Origin of the sequence: Pseudomonas sp. Xaverov 259 (genome assembly GCF_019352915.1) — a bacterium.
Classification (GTDB): Bacteria; Pseudomonadota; Gammaproteobacteria; order Pseudomonadales; family Pseudomonadaceae; genus Aquipseudomonas.
In genome coordinates this window covers 336,647-356,414 of sequence record NZ_JAAAFV010000031.1, presented here as the reverse complement: position 1 = coordinate 356,414, position 19,768 = coordinate 336,647, and the positions used below count along the sequence as shown (strand labels likewise).

The following is a 19,768-nucleotide window of genomic DNA, read 5'->3' as shown; positions in this document are numbered from 1 at the left end:
GCGCCTCGACCTCATCGAAAAACATCACCGCTGGCGCCTGCGCACGCGCCTGTTCGAACAAGGCGTGCAACTTGCGCTCGGACTCGCCGATATACATATCCAGCACGTCGGAAATGGCCACATTAAAAAACGTCGCCTTGCATTCTCCGGCTGTAGCACGTGCCAGCAAGGTCTTGCCACAGCCCGGCGGGCCATAAAGCAGTACACCGCCGCCAACCTTCTTGCGAAAGCGCTGGAACAAACCCGGCTTTTGATACGGCAGGATGATCTTTTTGTGAATGGTTTTTTTCAGCTCATCCAAGCCGCCAATGTCATCAAAGGTCAGGGTTTCTTTTTCCGGCACCAGCAGGCGTACCACTTCGCTCTTGTCAGTGTCGTCATTGGAGATCACACGCAACCGTGGCCGCCCTTGCGCCGCCGGAACATCCTGCACCGATACATTCAACCGGCGCCATAGCGCCATGTCTTCCAGAGCTGGGTTGGCGTCTACCGCCGCACGGTATTCCACCTGAGCGTCCTTGAGCCGTTCCAGAGCAGCCAGCACGCGCGCCTTGAGCAATCGTGCGGCGGGGTCTTCGCCTTCAATCAGTTGCAGCGCACGTTGCGCTTGGCCAGCGGCAAGGCACAGCTGAGCGGCGGCTAATTTGAGGGCCGCTGCATCACTCCATTGTTCAAGGTCGTCTGGCAATAACTTCAGGCCACGCGCATGCTCGCCCCGCTCAAGGCTGGCGCCGAGCAGCATCGTCAGCAGTGCAACATTGCCGGGCGCCGCAGACAAAGCCGCCTCTAACTGATCGAACGTCGAATCATCCATGGTGCTTCCTTAAATGTGCAGTGTCGGTACACAGAGATTCATGTGAACACCTCAGGCCGCTCAACGTCGACCCATACAAATTTACCCGGATCCAGGCGGGTTTCCTGGTCCAGTCGGTACGCCACCAGCTTGCCATACAGCACCGCGCTGTAGTCCAGGCAGGCCAGGTTGTCGCGGATCGGCGCCGGTTTGCCGCTGCGCCAGTAATGGCCGACGAACAACAACGGTTCGTCGACGCCATAACGCAGCAGGGAATTTTTTTCGGTCGACGACAGCGGCGTACGCGCCACCGGATCCGGCAGCGCATCGGGCTGGAACACGATGTCGCCGTAGGTTTTCGGGTCGTCTTCCCAGAATTTGGTGCGGAAAAATGAGCGCGTCAGGCCATCGCCACCGGTCAGCGTCAGGCCGTCCGGCAGGCGCATGTCGGTGCCGCGCAGCAGACGGTCGAAGGCGTTGCAGGCGAAACTGCCCGGCACGGCGGCGGCCTGCAAAAAGTGCTGGTCGATGCAGCCATCCGGGAACGTTGCGCGCAGCGGCTGGATAAAGCCTTCGTCCCAGCACGCATGCACCACGCGAAACCGCCCGGCATCGACAAACAGCGGCATGTCGTAGAACCAGCCGAGGAAGTCGTGCCAGTCGGCTGGGTGGTGCTCGAACTGGGTCAGGGTTTCGTGGATCAACCGCGCATGGCGCGGGTTGTGCTCGCGCACGAACTGCTTGCCACTGCCCGGTGGCGCCGGCGTGGTCCAGCCCAGCGCGTTGAACTCGTGGTTGCCCATGATGCACAGCGCCTGGCCGGCCTCGGTCATATCGTGGACGATATGCAGCGCCTCGCGGATGCGTGGCCCACGGTCGATGATATCGCCGAGGAACACCGCCATACGCGTCGGATGGCGCCAGGTTCCAGCCTGTTTGTGGTAGCCCAGCCGGTCGAGCAAGTGCTCAAGGGTATGAGCGCAACCGTGCACGTCACCAATCAGGTCGTAGCTACGCGCGGGATCGAGCATCAGTCGCCTCCACCCCCCAAGCGGCTGCCCCAGCCCAGCTTGGTGCGGCACACTTCGTAGTAGTTGTGGTCCAGCGGGTGGATCAACCGCAACTTCTGTGCCTTTTTGCTCACGGTGATGGTGTCACCGGGGGCGCAGGTGAAATGGTTCTGCCCGTCGCAGGAGACTTGCGGGTAGATCTGCATGTCTTTGGATACCACGATTTTCAGCTCACTGTTGCCATCGACCACAATCGGCCGGCTGGACAACATATGGGGGTACATCGGCACGATCACAATGGCATCGAGCTTGGGGTGCATGATCGGGCCGCCGGCCGACAGCGCGTACGCAGTGGAACCGGTCGGCGTGGCGACGATCAGGCCGTCAGCCTTCTGGCTGCACACGAACTGGCCGTCGATATACAGCTCGAACTCGATCATGCGCGTGGACTTGCCGGGGTGCAGCACCACGTCGTTGAGCGCATCGCCCTGGCCGATGGCCTCGCCGTGGCGGCGCACTTCAGCTTGCAGCAGGAAGCGGTTTTCCACCAGGTAATGGCCGTCGAGCACCTTGGCGACTTCGACTTCCAGGTCATCCGGACGGATATCCGTGAGAAACCCCAGGCTGCCACGGTTGATCCCCAGCACCGGCACGTTGTGCCGCGCCAGGGCACGGGCGGCACCCAGCAGGCTGCCGTCGCCACCCACCACAATGACCATGTCGCAGACTTCGCCGAGCATCTTGCGCGACGAAGTTTGCAAGCCGTGGCCAGGGAGGATTTCGGCGATGGTGTCTTCGAGGATCACATGCAGGTGGCGTTCCAGCAGGAATTTTTTCAGCCGGCGGACGGTGTCCAGCACCTGGGTACTGCCCAGGCGACCGATAATGCCGATATTGCGAAATTGCTCCATGGGGCTCCTGCGGGATGTGGGGTCTGGCAAAAAGAACGATTATGGGCGAAAGGCCGCGTCAGGCAAAACCCTTTGTCGCCGCAGGGCCTTGATGACAATGGTTCTCAGCCACCCGTCAACGCTCTAAAAGGCTATGCTCGGACCATGACTGTGTTCCCGGATTTGCTCAACCTGCCCCGCCAATTACGGCACCCTGAGGTGCGCGACCTGGCGTGGGTGATGCTCGCCCCGCCGATGCTTGCGCAAACGCCTTGGCCGCAACGCCACCCACTGGCCGGCAGCGACTGGGTGCAGGCGCCGCACCGGCTCGAACAGTGGTTACGCACCCTCGACCAGGACAGCAGCGCCTTGCAGCACTGGCTCAGCCTGTCGCGCACGCGGCGCCTGGGCCTGTACTACGAGCGCCTGTGGCAATTTGCAGTGCAACATGCGCCGGGCGTGGAGTTGCTGGCCGCCAACCTGCCGATCCGCCGCGCCGGACATACGCTGGGCGAGCTGGACATGCTGGTGCGCGACCGCGATGGCGTGCACCACCTGGAACTGGCGATCAAACTGTATCTGGGGCCGCAGGACGGCAACGGCCAGGACGCCGCGCAATGGCTCGGTCCTGGCTGTCATGACCGACTGGACCGCAAGCTCACGCACTTGGCCCAGCATCAATTGCCGATTTCGGCCCGCCCGGAAAGCCGCGAAGCCCTGGCGGCGCTGGACATTGTGCAGTTCGATGCGCATTTGTGGCTGGGCGGCTATTTGCTCTATCCATGGCCCGGCACCGCAGAATCCCCGCTGGGCGTCGAGCCACAGCACCTGCGCGGGCGCTGGCTGCATCAGCGTGACTGGCGCGATTTCGTCAGCCAGAGCCCGCCGGGGCGCTGGCAGCCCCTGCCTCGGCATGCGTGGCTTGCGCCGGCGCATTACCCGGCGGATCAGGTGTGGCAGGCGGACCAGATGCACACCTGGCTGGCTGAACTGGACCCGATGGCACCGGCCCAGCTGTTGGTACGACTGGTTCAGACTGGGGAGGATTGGGAAGAAGCCGAACGCTTGTTCCTCGTTGCAGACCTGTGGCCAAACGTCCCAGGCATTACTTGAGTTTCAAGTGGCGTGCATACCAGGGCCGTTTCGGCACGCGCTTGAACAATGCCTGCAACCCTTCGTCTTCGGCGAAGGTGATGCGCAGCGCCAGCTTCATGGTCTCCGGGTCCATCTCCATCGACCGGCCCATCTGCAGCCCCGGCGTGGTGCTGCAACCGTGGGTGTCCGGCCCCAGCCATGGGTCAGCGACTTCCACCCAGCGGCCCTGGGCAAACCACTTGACCCCGTTGACCTCAAGCCGGCTGACCTCGCCGGGGTTGAACCGCTCATGGGCGCGAAACCAATCCTCGATGCGATCATCGATCCAGCCGTGAAAGTGCCAGAACACCGGGTTTACATGGGATGAGAACGGGTCGCCCAGGAAGTCGTTCTCTGGCGCGTACCAACGCGCGGCAAAGTCCGCCGGGTCACGGGCGAATGGCACCGGGGCGCCGTTGGACGGGTCTCGGGGCACCGAGGCCCAGCGCATGTGCAGCCAGTCATGCAGGCCCAGCTCCATCTCGGAACCCAACTGGCCCAAGGTCAGCTTGGCCAGGTAACGCGGGTCACGGTACTGCGACTCCCACACCTGGAAGTTGCTGTGGTAGGTCTCGGCCGCCTTGATATCGCTGACCCATTGGGTGTAGTCGCTGTCATCGGGTGCCGCCCAACAGGGTGGCAGCGCAAAGCCGTCGTGGTTGTCGAAATAACGCAAAAACCCCAGGCGATCGCGCTCCAGCGCCGGCTGTGGCTCGGGGAATTGCGGCCAGGAAGGTAGCTCCTGCATGGAGCGCGCAGTGCCGAGCATATGCCGGTGCATGAAAAAGAAGTCGATACCCGAACCGTTGCGGTCTTTGCGTTTACCCCGCGCGTCGCGCTCCTGGCCGCGTGGCCCGGGTTGCCAACCGATACCGCGCAGGGCATCGCGTTTTTCCTCGGACAGCTTGTGCCACTGGTCACGGGTGGCGTGCCACAGCTGGTGGAACAGGCGGTGCTCAGGGGCAATCAGCCAGGCCAACAAGGTCGGGTTAAGACCGATACGCTGGCGCGCTTCGGGGAACAGTTGCTTGTGGGCGATAAAGCGGTTGTCGCGCTCAGTCAAGGCAAGGGGGCGCTCAAGGTCGAGAATCTGCCCGCTCAGGGTGCTGCTGCCGGCATTGGCGAAGTCGGCCCAGACTTCGTCGAGGGTCATCTTGAACTCATAGGCCGGTGCGCCATCTGCGGCGTCGCGGTCGATCAGGCGCCAGTAGAGCACGGCACCCTCGCCCGTCAGCAGATCACCGAGCACGCGATAGCGCGGCTCGCCCTCGGCACGCAGGTTTGCAGCGGTGTCCAGATAGCCGCGCAAGCCACGGCCGCGTGGGGCGATGTCGAGCAACAGCTCCAGGCCTTGCAGCGGCAAGCCTTCAAGGCCCGCATCGCGACCTTCCAGGCGCAGGCTCCACACACCGCGCAAGGTATCGGCCAGGTGTTGGCCGGCGGTGTCGGCCAGGTCCACCGTGGCCTCGCCCGGCGTGATCGGGAATTCTTCACGCGTCAGCTCGCGGTGGGCGTAAAGGGCCGCTGGCACGGCAGCGCCGGTCAGCGCCAGGCCGGCGATGAAGCCACGTCGAGAGAGGGTCATTGTCTACCTTAGGAAACAGCTTGATCAGAGCTAGAACGTTGACGGTCGCGAGAAATTTACCGGTGCCGCGCCCGCGCCTAAATTTTCCCGGCCATGGCTCGTTCTTCCCTGATAGCAAAGGCCTCAACTGACTGAGATGGCAATGACAAAACCACGTTCGAAAAAGGCGCTGTATATCGGCCTGCCGCTGGCACTGGCCATCGGCGCCGGGGCCGGGGCCGGTTTTCTGGTCTGGGATCACTGGTTCAAAGGCAATGCCGGCTACCCGCTGGAGGTGATCAAGCAGGCCAATGAAATGCAGGACCGCTTGTTGTCGTTCGACAGCCATATCACCGTGCCCATGGATTTCGGCACCGCTGGCAACGAAGCCGACAAGGATGGCAGCGGCCAGTTTGACCTCGCCAAGGCAGCACGCGGACGCTTGTCGGGCGCGGCCCTGACGATTTTCGGCTGGCCGGAAATCTGGAACGGCCCCAACGCCCCGCACAAACCCACCGACGGTTTTGTCGAAGAGGCCCGCCACGAGCAGGAGGTGCGCTACAAGATCATCTCCGGCATGGTGCGCGACTTCCCCAACCAGGTCGGCATTGCCTACACCCCGGACGATATGCGGCGCCTGCATGGCGAGGGCAAGTTTGCGATCTTTATCAGCATGCTCAACGCCTACCCGCTGGGCGACGACCTCAACCAGCTGGACCTGTGGGCCGCACGCGGCATGCGCATGTTCGGTTTCAGTTATATCGGCAATAACGCCTGGTCCGACTCGTCGCGCCCGCTGCCGTTTTTCAATGACACCACCGATGCGCTTGAAGGGCTGTCACCCATCGGCCAACAAGCTGTGCAGCGCCTCAATGACCTGGGTGTGATCATCGATGTGTCGCAGATGTCGACCAAGGCGCTGGAGCAAGTCGCGCAATTGAGCCGCACCCCGATGATTGCCTCGCACTCGGCACCGCGTGCCTCGGTGGATATCCCGCGCAACCTCAGCGACAAAGAGCTGCAACTGATCAAAAACAGCGGCGGCGTGGTGCAGGTGGTGGGCTTCCCGGCCTATCTGCGCCCGCTGAGCCAACCCACCCAGGACAAGCTCAACACCTTGCGTGCGCGCTTCGATTTGCCGCCGCTGCCCAACCTGGCCATGGCCTTGATGCCTGGTGACGCCATCATCGCCGCCTGGTCCGAGCAGAAGTTCGGCCAGTACGCTCAGGGGCTGTACGCCATTCTTGAGGAAGAACCCAAGGCCACCCTCAAGGACTGGGGCGATGCCATTGACTACACCGTGCGCAAGATCGGCATCGATCACGTCGGTATAGCCTCGGACTTCAACGACGGCGGCGGTATCCAGGGCTGGGAGAACGTCGGCGAGGTGCGCAATGTCACCGCCGAACTGATCCAGCGCGGCTACTCCGAGGCCGACATCGCCAAGCTGTGGGGAGGCAACTTCCTGCGGGTGTGGGACCAGGTGCAAAAAGCCGCCAAGCCGTTGGCCAACCGCTAATTACTCAGAAGCCAGTCCATGACCGACCGCCGTACATTCCTCAAGCAGGCCGGGGTACTAGCCGCCAGCCTGCCATTGGGCAGCGCAGTGCTCGCGCACGCCCAGGCAGCCACTCATGCGCCTGCCACAAACGACCCATGGACGGGTTTCAAGCAACTGTTCACCCAAGACCCGAACTACCTGCACTTTTCCAACTTCCTGGTGACCTCCCACCCACGCCCCGTGCGCGAAGCGATTGAGCGCTACCGTCAGCAGATCGACCGCAACCCCGGCCTGGCCATGGACTGGGGCCTGGAGGAAACCTGGAAACGTGAAGGCCAGGTGCGCGAATGGGCCGGACGCTACCTGAACGCCAAGCCGGCGCAGATCGCCCTCACCGGTAGCACCTCCGAAGGCTTGGCGATGATCTACGGCGGGATCAAGCTGCGCCCCGACCAAGAGATTCTCACCACCGAACACGAGCATTACGCCACCCAGAACGTGCTGGATTTTCGCGTCGCCCGCCAAGGCACGCAGGTGCGGCGCATCCGCTTGTTCGAGCGGGCCAGCCAGGTCTCCAGTGACGAAGTATTGGGTAATATCAAGCGCGCGATTCGCCCCACTACCCGTGTGCTGGGCATGACCTGGGTGCAGTCCGGCAGCGGCGTGAAGCTGCCGATCGGCGAAATCGGCAAGCTGGTGGCGGAACTCAATCGCAACCGCGACGACAACGACCGCATCCTGTATGTGGTCGATGGCGTACATGGTTTTGGCGTGGAAAACCTCGACTTCCCGGCCATGCACTGCGACTTCTTTATCGCCGGCACGCACAAATGGATGTTCGGCCCACGCGGCACCGGGCTGGTCTGCGCCCGCGATGCCGAAAACAAATATGTCACGCCCATGGTGCCGACCTTCTCCGAAGACACCAACTTTGCCACCACGATGACGCCCGGCGGCTACCACGCTTTTGAGCATCGCTGGGCGGCGGATGAAGCGTTCAAGCTGCACCTGCAACTGGGCAAGGCACAGGTTGAGGCGCGCATCCACGCACTTAACAGTGAACTCAAAACCCAGTTGCTGGCGCATCCGCAGATCGAACTGGTGACACCGCGCAGCACCGACCTGTCGGCCGGTTTTACCTTCTTTCGGGTCAAGGACCAGGACAGCGAAGCAGTCGTCGCCCATATGCTGAAAAACCGCGCGGTGATCGATGCCGTCGACCGCGATGTCGGCCCGGTGATCCGCACCTCCCCCGGCCTGCTCAACAGCTCGGACGAAATCCAGCAGTTCATGGCCCTGTTGAGTCAACGCCTGTGATGCCCACTTTTTTCCTTTGAACGAGATGCCCACATGAATCCATCCCGACTCAAACCCCTGGCCGCCCTGGCGTTGACGGCCCTGTGCGCGGCATGGCTGCCCAACCTGGCGCAAGCCGCCACGCCGCAACCCGGCAAAGTGTTCAAGGACTGCAAGGACTGCCCGGAAATGGTGGTGCTGCCCGCCGGCACCTTCACCATGGGCACCCCGGAAGACGAAGTCGGCCGCGAGCCCGATGAAGGCCCGATGCATGACGTGACCTTCGCCAAACCGTTTGCCATGAGCCGCTTCCACGTCACCGCCGGCGAATGGGACAGCTATATCCGCCAGACCGGCGTCAAGATCGCTGACGGCGACACCCGCCCCGGCCGCGAATGCATCGCCAGCAAGCCGCGCTACCCGCAAGGGCCACGCCAGCCGGCGGTGTGCATGGACATGGACGACATCAAAAACTACATCGCCTGGCTGTCGAAAAAAACCGGGCAGAAGTACCACATGGTCAGCGAAGCCCAGCGTGAATACGCCGCCCGCGCCGGCTCCACCGGGCCGTTCCCCTTCCCGTTCGACGAGGGCAAGGGCTACAGCATCGCCCAGCACGCCAACACCTACGGCCCGGCGGACGGCTACAGTTATTCCTCGCCGGTGGGCAGCTACCCGCCAAATGCATTTGGCATGTACGACATGCACGGCAATGTGTATGAGCGGGTTGCCGACTGTGAGCACCCCAACTACATCGGCGCCCCTACCGACGGCAGCGCCTGGATGGAGCCCCACTGCGAGGGCTACCAGATCCGCGGCAATGACTGGGGCGAAGCGCCGGTGTTCTCACGCTCGGGCAACCGCAACAACATCTACCCGCAAACCCGTGGGGACTGGATTGGGTTTCGAGTAGTGCGCGACCTTTAAGCAGCACACCGAGCAGGGAGCTGGCTTGTCGAATCGTCGCACCGCTGCGATAGCATCAACTCGGTGTACCTGACACACCGAGGTGTCTGCATCGCAGGCGAGCCAGCTCCCACAGAAAAGCAGCTCTTCAGTGCATGCAAACCCGCAGTCGACCTCATATTCAAAACTGCATGCGGTCAACTGTGGGAGCGGGCTTGCTCGCGAATGCGGTGGGTCAGTTACAGATGAATTGACTGAAACACCGCATTCGCGAGCAAGCCCGCACACATTTAGTTTTGCATCAAGCCTGCTTGGCCAGTAACTCCAACCCTTCATGCAACGCCGGGAACAAACTGTTATTGAAGTTGTTCCAGCGCAATTCGAGGATGGTGTCCTCCGGCGAAATCTCGGTTTTCAGCACGTCGTGGAACACTTCGCCCGAATCGATGCCGTTGTCCACGTAGTGGAATGAAGCGCCAGTGAGGTACAGCGGTTCGCTGGCCTTGGTGGCTTTGCTCGCCCAATCCACCACCGTCTGCCCGCGCGCGCCGTACAAGGCATTCCAGGTGGCATAGGCCCCACGGCGCTCATATGGCGACTCAATGCGGGTAATGCCCGGGTGGATGTTCATGATCCGACGCTCAAACGGCGCACCGGGACGCACCAGCTCATCAAGGATCACCAGCAGGCCGTCCAGCACCACGATGTCGGCTTTCAACTCCACCAGGGTGTCGTGCAGGCGACGTTCGAAATCCTGTTTGCCGGCGATGTGTTCGGCGCTGCCACGCGGCAGGCGGCGGTAGGTGGACGGCACGCTCAGCAACAAGTCATTGACCAGCTTGCCCTGCACCCGCAGGTCCGCCGGGTAGAGCCACTGGCGGCCCGACTGGTAGGCAAAACCATAGTCGGCCACCAACTGCTGGTCCCGTGGGTTCTGCTCGTCATCGTCATACACCACGCCAACCAGGTTGTAGGCCTGGCCCAACGGTGTGTCGTTCAGCGAGCCCACCAGAAACTCCAACACCGACTTCATATAGCGCTCGTGGTCCTTGTAGGCCACTGGCTGGCCGGCCTTGTCGGCGGCAGCGTTTCTCAGGGACCAGACATACACCAGATTCATTTTCGTCATTGTTTCGCTCTCGCTGGATAGATCAGGCACGCGCCAATACGCGTGCGCCTACTTCACAAGAACGAACCAGGCCACGGGCAATTTATCCACCCACGTCACCGCACGGCGTACGGCGCTAAATAGTCGCCCCGGCACTTCGTTTGTCATGGGTAAGGGTCTGTGTGCCCAGCCCCCTCTTTTTCACTTTCCGGGAAGTATTTATGACCGACCCCAAGCGCGGCGCCTTTAACGGTTTGCTCGCATTGCTCAGGCCTTTTCGCACCATCGTGACGGTCTCTGTCGCCCTGGGCATGGCCGGCGGCCTGGCCATCACGTTGCTGCTGGCGACTATCAACAACGCCCTCCACTCCTCCACCGGCATGACCCAGGGCGTGGTCTTGACCTTCGCCGCGCTGTGCCTGTTGGCGCTGACCAGTTCGATCGTCTCGGATATCGGCACCAACTATGTGGGCCAACGGATCATTGCCGCCCTGCGCAAGGATCTCGGCGAGAAAGTGCTGTCGGCACCCATCGAGCAGATCGAACGCTACCGTTCGCACCGCCTGATCCCGGTGCTCACTCACGACGTCGACACCATCAGCGATTTCTCCTTCGCGTTTACCCCATTGGCCATCGCCAGCACGGTGACCCTGGGTTGCCTGGGTTACCTGGCCTACCTGTCAGTACCGATGTTCCTGATGATGATCGTCGCCATTGTGATCGGCAGCAGCGTGCAGTTTATCGCTGGCCACAAAGGCATTCGCGGCTTCGACGCAGCCCGTGACCTGGAAGACGAACTGCAACGCTACTATTCGGCGATTGCCTCGGGCGCCAAGGAGCTGCGCATCCACCGGCCACGGCGCTACCGGATGAACACCCACCGTATCCAGGAAACCGCTGACCGGATCAGCGATATCCAGGTGCGCTCCGTCAACATTTACATCGCGGCCAAAACCTTTGGCTCGATGCTGTTCTTTGTGGTCATCGGCCTGGCCCTGGCCATGCAAGCCTACAGCCCCAACCCGGATCCCGCAGTGATCACCGGTTTCGTGCTGGTGCTGCTGTACATGAAAGGCCCGCTCGAACACGTCATCGGTTACCTGCCGATCATCGGCAAGGCACGCATTGCCTTTGCGCGCATTACTGAGCTGTCGGATCGCTTCTCGTCACCCGAGCCGCATTTGTTGATGGACGGCAGCGAAGCCCCCACACCGGTGGTCAACAGCCTTGAACTGCGTGGCGTCACCTACAGCCCACCGCCGGTCGAGGGCAGCGAGCCGTTCCACCTGGGGCCGATCAACCTGAGCATCAAGCAGGGCGATATCGTGTTTATCGTCGGCGAGAACGGCTGCGGCAAGACCACGCTGATCAAACTGTTACTGGGTCTGTATCAACCCGACGCCGGGGAAATCCGCCTGAATGGCGAAACCGTGACCGACCCGGTGCGCGATGACTACCGCCAATTGTTCACCACGGTGTTCGCCGACTATTACCTGTTCGACGACCTGGTCCAGGGCAGCGCCACGCAATCGCTGGACAGCGCCGCCAAGTACCTGGAGCGCCTGGAAATCGCGCACAAAGTCAGCGTCAAGGACGGCGTATTCAGCACCACCGACCTCTCCACCGGGCAGCGCAAGCGCCTGGCGCTGGTCAATGCCTGGCTCGAAGAACGCCCAGTGCTGGTGTTCGACGAATGGGCCGCCGACCAGGACCCGGCCTTCCGCCGCGTGTTCTACACCGAGCTGCTGCCCGACCTCAAACGCCTGGGCAAGACCATCATCGTGATCAGCCACGACGACCGCTATTTCGACATCGCCGACCAACTGGTGCGCCTGCGAGCGGGCAAGGTCGTGCACGAAATGGAGCCGGCCTGAAATTTATTTTCCGGTTTTTACGGATAGGAACGTCTCACTAGTGGTAATGAGAATTGACCTCAACAAATACTTAGAACTGCCCACTTAAAAACATAGAAGAGAATGTATCCATGCCAGCAACGTTCGGTCTGAGTCCCTTGAGCAAGGCACTCTCCATGCGCCGCCTCTTGAACACCCCTCTCCTGCCAAGCGCCATTGCCTTTGCACTGGCACTGCCGGTCGCAGGTTATGTGCAGGCGCAGGAGGTCGAGCTGAATGTACCCGCACAGCCGCTGGGGAGCGCGCTTCAGGAGTTCGGTCGCCAAACCAACTTGCAGGTGCTCTACAGCCCGACCGACGTCGAAGGCAAACGCAGCCACGCAATCAAAGGCAAATTGCAACCTGGCCAGGCCATGACCACCTTGCTGTCCGGGACGGGCATCAGCTATGACCTGCAGGGCAGCTCATTCACCATCAGCGCGGCGAAAACGTCGGCACTGGAGCTGGGCGCAACCCAGGTAACCGCCAACCAGTTGGGCACCATCACCGAAGGCTCCGGCTCCTACACCCCCGGCACCATTGCCACCGCAACCCGTCTGGTACTGAGCCCACGCGAGACGCCGCAATCGATTTCCGTGGTAACCCGCCAGGCCATGGACGACTTCGGTCTCAAGTCGATCGACGACGTGATGCGCCACACACCGGGCATCACCGTCGCCACCTACGACAGCGAGCGCACCAGCTACTTCTCTCGTGGCTTCGCCATTCAGAACTTCCAGTACGACGGTATTCCGATTCTGCAGGATGCCCAGTATTCGTCCGGCCACACCTTGACCGATACCGTCATCTACGACCGCGTCGAGATTCTCAAGGGCGCCACCGGCCTGCTGACCGGCGCTGGCGGCCCGGGTGGCACCATCAACATGGTGCGTAAAAAACCCACCTCGGAATTCAAAGGCTATGTGGACCTGGGTGCAGGTTCCTGGGACAACTACCGCTCGGAAATCGACGTCAGCGGCCCGCTGACCGAGTCGGGCAACGTGCGCGGCCGTGCTGTCGCGGCCTACCAGGACAAACATACGTTCCTCGATCACTACCAACGCAAGACCAACGTCTACTACGGCATTCTCGAGTTCGACCTGGCCCCGGATACGTTGCTGACCATCGGTGGCGACTATCAGGACAGCGACCCGCAGGGCTCCAGCTGGTCTGGTGCGGCCTCGCTGTTTGACTCTGCCGGTAACCACATCAGCACTCCGCGCTCCTTCAACAACGGCGCCAAGTACAGCAAGTGGAAGCAGTACACCCGCACCGCCTTCGCCACCCTGGAACACACATTCGACAATGGCTGGGTCGGCAAGGCGCAGTACAACCACCAGATCAATGGCTACAAAGCCCCGTTGTCGGCCCTGCTGTCACCCAATGCCGAAACGGGCAAAGCCTCGCTGCTGACCCGTACCTACAATGGTGAAACCACCAGCGACACTGGCGACCTTTACGCCACTGGCCCGTTCAGCCTGTTCGGGCGTGAGCATGAGCTGGTGGTCGGCACCTCGGTATCGCGCTCGCACTGGCTGGGCAGCGATTACACCAACGCCACCAACTACGAAAACAGCCACGACTACTTCAACTGGGACGGCGACGCGCTCAAACCGGACCGTGGCCCTCGGACCAAAAGGAACGACGAGCTGACCCGCCAGAGCGCCAGCTACATCACCGGGCGCTTCAGCCTGGCCGATGACTTGCACCTGATTCTCGGCACTCGGGTCAACAACTACGAAGTCAGCGGCACCAGCCAGGTCAAGGACACCGGCAAGGTAGTGCCGTACGCCGGCATCACCTATGACCTCAATGACAACTTCTCGGCCTACGCCAGCTTCACCGAAATCTACCTGCCACAGGACGACTATCGCGACCGCAACGACAAACCGCTGGAACCGGATGAAGGCAAGAACTACGAGATCGGCCTTAAAGGCGAATTCTTCGATGGCCGCCTGAACTCGAGCCTGGCCTACTTCGAGGTTCACGAGAAAAACCGCGCCGTCGACGACACGGATTACATCCCCAACAGCCACCCAGGGCTGGATTACGCCTCCAGGGGCACCGAAGCCAAAACCAAAGGCTACGAAGCGGAAATCTCCGGCGAGCTGGCGCCAGGCTGGCAGTTGCAAGCGGGCTATACCCACAAGATCATGCGCGACAAACAGGGTGAGAAGCTCTCCACCTGGGAGCCGGAAGATCAGGTCAATATCTACACCAGCTACAAGCTGACCGGCCCGCTCGACAAACTGACCCTGGGCACCGGCGTGCGCTGGCAAGGTACCGGCTGGAAGCTGCTGAACAACTACGCCAAAGGCACCGAGGAAAACTTCTCCCAGGACCCACTCTGGATCGTGGATGCGATGGCCCGCTACCAGGTGACCGAGAACGTCTCGGCGACCCTCAACGTCAACAACATCTTCGACAAGAAGTACTACACCAACATCGGCTTCTACAACTCGGCTTACTACGGCGACCCGCGTAACGTCATGCTCAGCACCCGCTGGAACTTCTGATCCAGCCCAAGCCCCTGGTCATCGCAGATGACCAGGGGCTTTTTGTTGCCTGCTAAAACGTGGCTCATGCTGAACAACACAGATAAAAAAACGCCCCTGGCCATAGGTCCAGGGGCGTTTCTTTTACACCGCGTGTTACTTCATCGCATCAGCAAAGCTCTGCACGAACGCGGCGTTGTCGATGATTCGATCATGGGTGGAGTCGATCAGCACCGACTGCTCAATACACGCACGGCCCGTAACCTGCGCCATGCTCGCCTCGATCAACTGGCGATGCTGCCCGGCACGGCTCGCAGCGGCCCACCAGCAACGGATCGGTGCCTGGATCGGCTTGAAGTCAGCGTCCTTTAGAGACTGGCCGAGGGCTCGGTCGAGTTCCCAGGAGATCTGCGCTTCGGCGCCCTCAAGCAAGCTGGCCTTGACCTCCAGATAGGTTTCACCGAGTGCATTTTCGGCCCACGTGCTGAACGCCTGCCATTGCTGTACCTCGTCGTCGGCAACCGCCTGGCTTTGCAACCATGCGTCCTGGATCATCTGGCTCGACTGCGCAAACATCACCTGCAACAACTCAACGCGCCGTTGATTGACCGGCACCTCACTGTCATCGGTCATCACCACTGTGTCCCAATAATCCTTGAGCCAGTACGGCGGCGACGCATCAATCCAACCCACAACCTCTACCACTCGCCCCGCCTGCTCCAATGCATACGCGACTTCCATGGCCAGGTTACCGCCCAGGGACCAACCGGCCAGACGGTAAGGGCCTTCGGGCACGGCGTCGAGCAGTTGCGCGGTGTAGTCATCGACCATCGCTTGCCAGCTGGGCACTGCACTGCCCTCCTCGACCAACGCCCGACTGATCACACCCAGCACCGGCCGCTGGTCACGCAGCGCCAGGCCGATGGCCTTGTAGCAATGCACCGAACCATAGCTTGGGTGAAACAGGAACAGTGGCGTGCCTTGGGTCTGGCTGTTGAGTTTGACGATCAGCGAGTGGCGGGTCTCGCCCCCCAGGCAAGCGACCTGTCCGGCAATGGTCGGGTTAAGCATCAATTGGCTGACCGACAGCGTTGTGCCGGTCGCCTTGCGGATGCGCTCCTTGAGCATCAACACCAACAGCGAATGGCCACCCAGCTCAAAGAAATTGTCATTCAAGCCGACGCGTTCAACCTCAAGCACTTCGCTCCAAATTGTTGCGAGACGCTGCTCCAATTCGGTCTGCGGCGCCTGATAGACCCGCTCCTGCAAGTGCGCATCAGCCTTGGGCAGCGCCTTGCGGTCCAGCTTGCCATTCGGGCTCAGGGGCATGTGCGCCAGCAGCACCCATTGTGCCGGGACCATATAGTCCGGCAAGTGCGCCAAGAGGTGTTCGCCCAGCGACTCACGCCAGGTATCGCTGGGTGCCTGCAACACCAGATAACCTACCAGGTGCTTGCCATCAACCACCTGGACCGAGGCTTCCTGTACCTGTGGATGTTCAAGAACGCGCGCTTCAATCTCGCCCAATTCAATGCGCAAGCCACGCAATTTAACCTGATGATCCAGACGCCCAAGGTATTCGATAACCCCGTCGGCACGCTGACGCACGCGGTCGCCGGTACGATACAGACGCTCTCCCGGCGCGAACGGCGAAGCGACAAACCGTTCGGCGGTGAGCCCCGGACGTCGATGATAGCCGCGTGCCAAGCCGATACCGCCCAGGTACAACTCACCGGCCACACCCACGGCGGTCGCTTGCAACTGGGCGTCCAGCACATAGGTGCACAGGTTGGCGATCGGCTGGCCAATGGGCACCGTGTCACGCCCTTCGTCGACGCAGGTCCAGTGGGTCACGTCGATGGCGGCTTCGGTCGGGCCATACAGGTTGTACAACGCGGTTTGCGGCAGCTTGCGCAAGACCTGCTGTTGCGCATCCACCGGCAGCGCTTCGCCGCTGCACACAATCCGTTGCAATGCGTGGCAGGAGCCAACAGCCGGGTCTTGCAGAAACGCCTGCAGCATCGACGGCACAAAGTGCAGCGTGGTGACCTGTTCGGCGTTGATCAGCGCTACCAGCCTGGCCGGGTCGCGGTGATCACCCGGCGCAGCCACCACCAGGCGCGCGCCCGTCATCAGCGGCCAGAAAAACTCCCACACCGACACGTCAAAGCTGAACGGGGTCTTTTGCAAAACCGTGTCATGGGCATTCAACCCGTAGGCTTCCTGCATCCAGCACAGGCGGTTGGTCAGCGCACAATGGCGGTTGCCCGCACCTTTGGGCTGGCCGGTGGAGCCGGAGGTGTAGATCACATAAGCGAGGTTTTCGCCCTCCAGCACGATACCGGGGTTCGCTTCGCTGTAGCCGTCGAAACCGGCTTCACCCAGTACCAAGGTTTGCAGACCTTCCGGGATCGGCAACTGTTCGAGCAGATGCGCCTGAGTCAGCAGCAACTTCACGCCGCTGTCTTCCAGCATGTAGGCCAGTCGCTCGCGTGGGTATTCCGGGTCGAGCGGCACATAAGCGCCACCGGCCTTGAGTACCGCCAACAGGCCGACGACCATTTCTATCGAACGCTCCACGGCCAGCCCCACCAACACATCGGGGCCGACACCGGCATCCATCAGGCGATGGGCCAGGCGGTTGGCCCGCCGATTAAGCTGGGCGTAGCTCAAGCGCTGCCCGGCAAACACCAGCGCCTCGGCATCCGGCGTGAGTTCGACCTGTGCTTCGATCAACTGATGCACAGGCTGTTGCGTGTAGTCGCGAGCAGTGGCATTCCAGTCTTGCAGCGCGATACGTTGCTCGGCGTCGCCCAACAGCGGCAACTGGCTGACGCGCTGCTGCGGGTCGTCGAGCATGCCTTGCAACAGATTTTGCCAGTGCGCCAGCATGCGCTTGAGCATGGCCGGCTCGAACAGGTCGGTCGCATAGGTCAGGGTGGCCCAGATACCCTGCGCGGTGGCCTGGGTGTCCAGGCTCAGGTCGAACTGCGCGGTCTGGCTGCCCCAATCCAGGCCCTCCACCCGCAAGTCAGGCAAGTGACGGCCACGGGTAGCCAACCCCGCATCGCTCTGATGGTTGAACAACACCTGGAACAACGGGTTATGGCTCAGGCTGCGCTCCGGCTGAAGGGCTTCGACCAGTTGTTCGAAGGGCAGGTCCTGATGGCTCTGCGCATCCAGGCTGCGGCGTTTGGTCTGCTGCAACAGCTGGGTCACGGTGATCTGCTCGTCAAGGTCGGCCTTGAGCACCTGGGTGTTGACAAAGAAGCCGACCAACCGCTCGACTTCAACACGGTTGCGGTTGGCGATCGGCACCCCGACACGGATGTCGTGCTGGCCACTGTAGCGGTACAACAAGCCCTGAAAGGACGCCAGCAACAGCATGAACAGCGTCACGCCTTCACGCTGCGCCAATGCGTTGAGCCCCTCGGCCAGTTGCGTCGGCAACTCAAGCTCCAGGCTGGCACCGCGATAGCTTTGCAGCGCCGGGCGCGCGTGCGCGGTCGGGAGTTCCAACACCGGTTGCTCACCGCCCAACAGCTCGCTCCAGTAAGCCAACTGACGCTCGCGCTCCCCCGCCGCCATCCACTCGCGTTGCCAGTGTGCGTAATCGGCATACTGCAAGGCCAGCGCCGGCAACTGCGCGACCTCGCCCTGGCTGTAGGCGCTATACAACTGCACCAGTTCGTCAACCATCACCTGCATCGACCAGCCATCGGAAACGATATGGTGCTGCACCAGCACCAGTACGTGCTCATCTTCGGCCAGGCGCAACAAGGTCACGCGCAGCAGCGGTCCTTGTTGCAGGTTGAAGGGCCGGGCAATTTCGGCTTCTACCTGTTGCTGCAGTGTCTGCTCAGTCGCATCGCCTCGCAGGATCAACAACGGTTCGGCGGGCAAAACCACCTGTACTGCGCGCTCATCCTGCTGATCGATGCGGGTGCGCAAGCTTTCATGTCGCGCCACCAGGCGGTCAAAACTACACTGCAAGGCGTGCTGATCAAGGCGACCGCTCAGGCGCAGAACGCTCGGGATGTGGTAGGCGGCGCTTTGCGGGTCCAACTGCCAGAGAAACCACTGGCGCTCCTGGGCAAAGGACAGCACTAACGGCTGCTCCCGCCCTATCGCCATCATCGGCGGCGCCAGATCCTCTTCAGCGGCTTGCAGTGCGAGTACAAACCCTTGCAGTTGCGGCTGCTCAAACAAGGTGCGCAGTGGCACGTCGCGTTCAAGCAACTGGCGCACTCGGGAAATCACCTGCATGGCCAGCAACGAATGCCCGCCCAACTCGAAGAAGTGATCCGTCAGGCTAATGCGCGCAGCGCCCAGCACCTGGGCCCAAATCGCCGCGACCTGCTGCTGCAATGGCGTAACCGGTTCAACCCACTCGCCTTGCGACTGCGCCGCGTCCGGTTGTGGCAGCCCCTTACGGTCGAGCTTGCCGTTGGGTGTCAACGGCATCTGGTCCAGGAACATGATGTGCGCAGGCACCATATAGTCGGGCAGACGGGTTTTCAGGGCGCGACGCAAGGCTTCGCGAAATGCCACCGGGTCGGTCGCGGGCTCAGCAGGCACGACGTAGGCCACTAACTGCTTGCCGCTCGGGCTTTCCTGGGCCACGACGACCGTTTCACCGACCGCATCCTGCTCACGCAAGCGCGCCTCGATTTCACCCAGCTCGATACGGAAACCACGGATTTTTACCTGATGGTCGACACGCCCCAGATAATCCACCACGCCGTCCGCACGGCCACGGGTCAGGTCGCCGCTGCGGTACACGCGGCTGCCAGGTTTGCCGAATGGGTCCGGCACAAAACGCTCGGCGGTAAGCGCCGGGCGTTCCAGATAACCACGCGCCACGCCTTCGCCGCCCAGGTACAGCTCACCGGCCACGCCGATGGGTTGCAGGTTGAGTTGCGCGTCCAGCACGTAGCCGCTGCGGTTGCCAAGCAGCGTGCCGATCGGCGCATAGACGGCGCCGCAGGGATCGCCGCGACGGGCTTTCCATAGCAATGGCGTAACCACGGTTTCGGTCGGGCCGTAGCCGTTGAACAGGTAAGTTGGTTTCAGTGCGCGCCAGGCCAGGTCGTAACTGGCCTGTGCCACCGCATCGCCGCCAAAGCAATACACGCGCACGTTAGGCGGGTTGCCATCGCGCTCGGCATGCTCGGCCAGT

12 protein-coding genes are annotated in these 19,768 nt (G+C 61.8%); 6 read left to right on the top strand and 6 right to left on the bottom strand.

What is annotated here, in order from left to right; all coding sequences use genetic code 11:
- From K0H48_RS12075 to K0H48_RS12065, 3 genes are all read right to left on the bottom strand, one after another.
- Positions 1-814: AAA family ATPase (locus K0H48_RS12075; RefSeq protein WP_219267629.1), on the bottom strand; the 814-nt coding region annotated here is incomplete at its 3' end.
- A gap of 38 nt (positions 815-852) precedes the next feature.
- Positions 853-1,824, bottom strand: a complete 972-nt coding sequence (locus K0H48_RS12070) for a metallophosphoesterase (RefSeq protein WP_219267628.1) — start codon at positions 1,822-1,824, stop codon at positions 853-855.
- Positions 1,824-2,714: an NAD(+) kinase gene (locus tag K0H48_RS12065; protein ID WP_010210870.1), complete on the bottom strand. Its 891-nt coding sequence runs from the start codon at positions 2,712-2,714 to the stop codon at positions 1,824-1,826. The genes K0H48_RS12070 and K0H48_RS12065 overlap by 1 nt, the downstream gene beginning before the upstream one ends.
- Positions 2,715-2,858: 144 nt before the next feature.
- On the opposite strand from K0H48_RS12065, the gene K0H48_RS12060 reads away from it, so the two are divergent.
- Complete coding sequence (locus K0H48_RS12060; RefSeq protein WP_219267627.1) at positions 2,859-3,806, top strand: DUF1853 family protein; 948 nt, start codon at positions 2,859-2,861, stop codon at positions 3,804-3,806.
- Here K0H48_RS12060 and K0H48_RS12055 read toward each other — a convergent pair.
- Positions 3,799-5,412 (bottom strand): PvdJ/PvdD/PvdP-like protein, encoded by a 1,614-nt coding sequence (locus K0H48_RS12055; RefSeq protein ID WP_219267626.1) that lies wholly within the window; start codon positions 5,410-5,412, stop codon positions 3,799-3,801. The genes K0H48_RS12060 and K0H48_RS12055 overlap by 8 nt on opposite strands.
- Before the next feature lie 142 nt (positions 5,413-5,554).
- Here K0H48_RS12055 and pvdM point away from each other — a divergent pair, with 142 nt between their 5' ends.
- Genes pvdM through K0H48_RS12040 form a run of 3 tightly spaced genes read left to right on the top strand, consistent with a single transcriptional unit; the run spans position 5,555 to position 9,115 of the window.
- Entirely contained in the window at positions 5,555-6,910 is a 1,356-nt protein-coding gene (gene pvdM, locus K0H48_RS12050) for a pyoverdine-tailoring dipeptidase-like protein PvdM (protein ID WP_219267625.1), read from the top strand.
- 18 nt (positions 6,911-6,928) lie between these two features.
- On the top strand, positions 6,929-8,209 hold the full coding sequence (locus tag K0H48_RS12045; RefSeq protein WP_219267624.1) for an aminotransferase class V-fold PLP-dependent enzyme: 1,281 nt from the start codon (positions 6,929-6,931) through the stop codon (positions 8,207-8,209).
- A gap of 33 nt (positions 8,210-8,242) precedes the next feature.
- Positions 8,243-9,115 carry a formylglycine-generating enzyme family protein gene (locus K0H48_RS12040; protein WP_219267623.1) on the top strand — a complete coding sequence of 291 codons (873 nt, stop codon included), beginning with the start codon at positions 8,243-8,245 and terminating at the stop codon, positions 9,113-9,115.
- 280 nt (positions 9,116-9,395) lie between these two features.
- Here the strand turns inward: K0H48_RS12040 and K0H48_RS12035 are convergent, their stop codons facing one another.
- Complete coding sequence (locus K0H48_RS12035; protein WP_219267622.1) at positions 9,396-10,223, bottom strand: formyltransferase family protein; 828 nt, start codon at positions 10,221-10,223, stop codon at positions 9,396-9,398.
- A 200-nt stretch (positions 10,224-10,423) separates the two neighbouring features.
- Between K0H48_RS12035 and K0H48_RS12030 the strand changes: the two genes are divergently transcribed.
- Complete coding sequence (locus K0H48_RS12030; RefSeq protein WP_219267621.1) at positions 10,424-12,076, top strand: cyclic peptide export ABC transporter; 1,653 nt, start codon at positions 10,424-10,426, stop codon at positions 12,074-12,076.
- A 155-nt stretch (positions 12,077-12,231) separates the two neighbouring features.
- Positions 12,232-14,610 (top strand): TonB-dependent siderophore receptor, encoded by a 2,379-nt coding sequence (locus K0H48_RS12025; protein WP_307877364.1) that lies wholly within the window; start codon positions 12,232-12,234, stop codon positions 14,608-14,610.
- A gap of 135 nt (positions 14,611-14,745) precedes the next feature.
- Here the strand turns inward: K0H48_RS12025 and K0H48_RS30735 are convergent.
- Positions 14,746-19,768, bottom strand: a 5,023-nt coding sequence (locus tag K0H48_RS30735) for a non-ribosomal peptide synthetase (RefSeq protein WP_257626929.1), incomplete at its 5' end; no start/stop codon positions are given.

Excerpts from the sequence above, each read along its gene's own strand:
- K0H48_RS12030 (WP_219267621.1), top strand. The coding sequence starts at position 10,424 with ATGACCGACCCCAAGCGCGGCGCCTTTAACGGTTTGCTCGCATTGCTC.
- K0H48_RS12060 (WP_219267627.1), top strand. The coding sequence starts at position 2,859 with ATGACTGTGTTCCCGGATTTGCTCAACCTGCCCCGCCAATTACGGCAC.
- pvdM (WP_219267625.1), top strand. The coding sequence starts at position 5,555 with ATGACAAAACCACGTTCGAAAAAGGCGCTGTATATCGGCCTGCCGCTG.
- K0H48_RS12040 (WP_219267623.1), top strand. The coding sequence starts at position 8,243 with ATGAATCCATCCCGACTCAAACCCCTGGCCGCCCTGGCGTTGACGGCC.
- K0H48_RS12065 (WP_010210870.1), bottom strand. The coding sequence starts at position 2,714 with ATGGAGCAATTTCGCAATATCGGCATTATCGGTCGCCTGGGCAGTACC.
- K0H48_RS12035 (WP_219267622.1), bottom strand. The coding sequence starts at position 10,223 with ATGACGAAAATGAATCTGGTGTATGTCTGGTCCCTGAGAAACGCTGCC.
- K0H48_RS12055 (WP_219267626.1), bottom strand. The coding sequence starts at position 5,412 with ATGACCCTCTCTCGACGTGGCTTCATCGCCGGCCTGGCGCTGACCGGC.
- K0H48_RS12045 (WP_219267624.1), top strand. The coding sequence starts at position 6,929 with ATGACCGACCGCCGTACATTCCTCAAGCAGGCCGGGGTACTAGCCGCC.
- K0H48_RS12070 (WP_219267628.1), bottom strand. The coding sequence starts at position 1,824 with ATGCTCGATCCCGCGCGTAGCTACGACCTGATTGGTGACGTGCACGGT.
- K0H48_RS12025 (WP_307877364.1), top strand. The coding sequence starts at position 12,232 with ATGCGCCGCCTCTTGAACACCCCTCTCCTGCCAAGCGCCATTGCCTTT.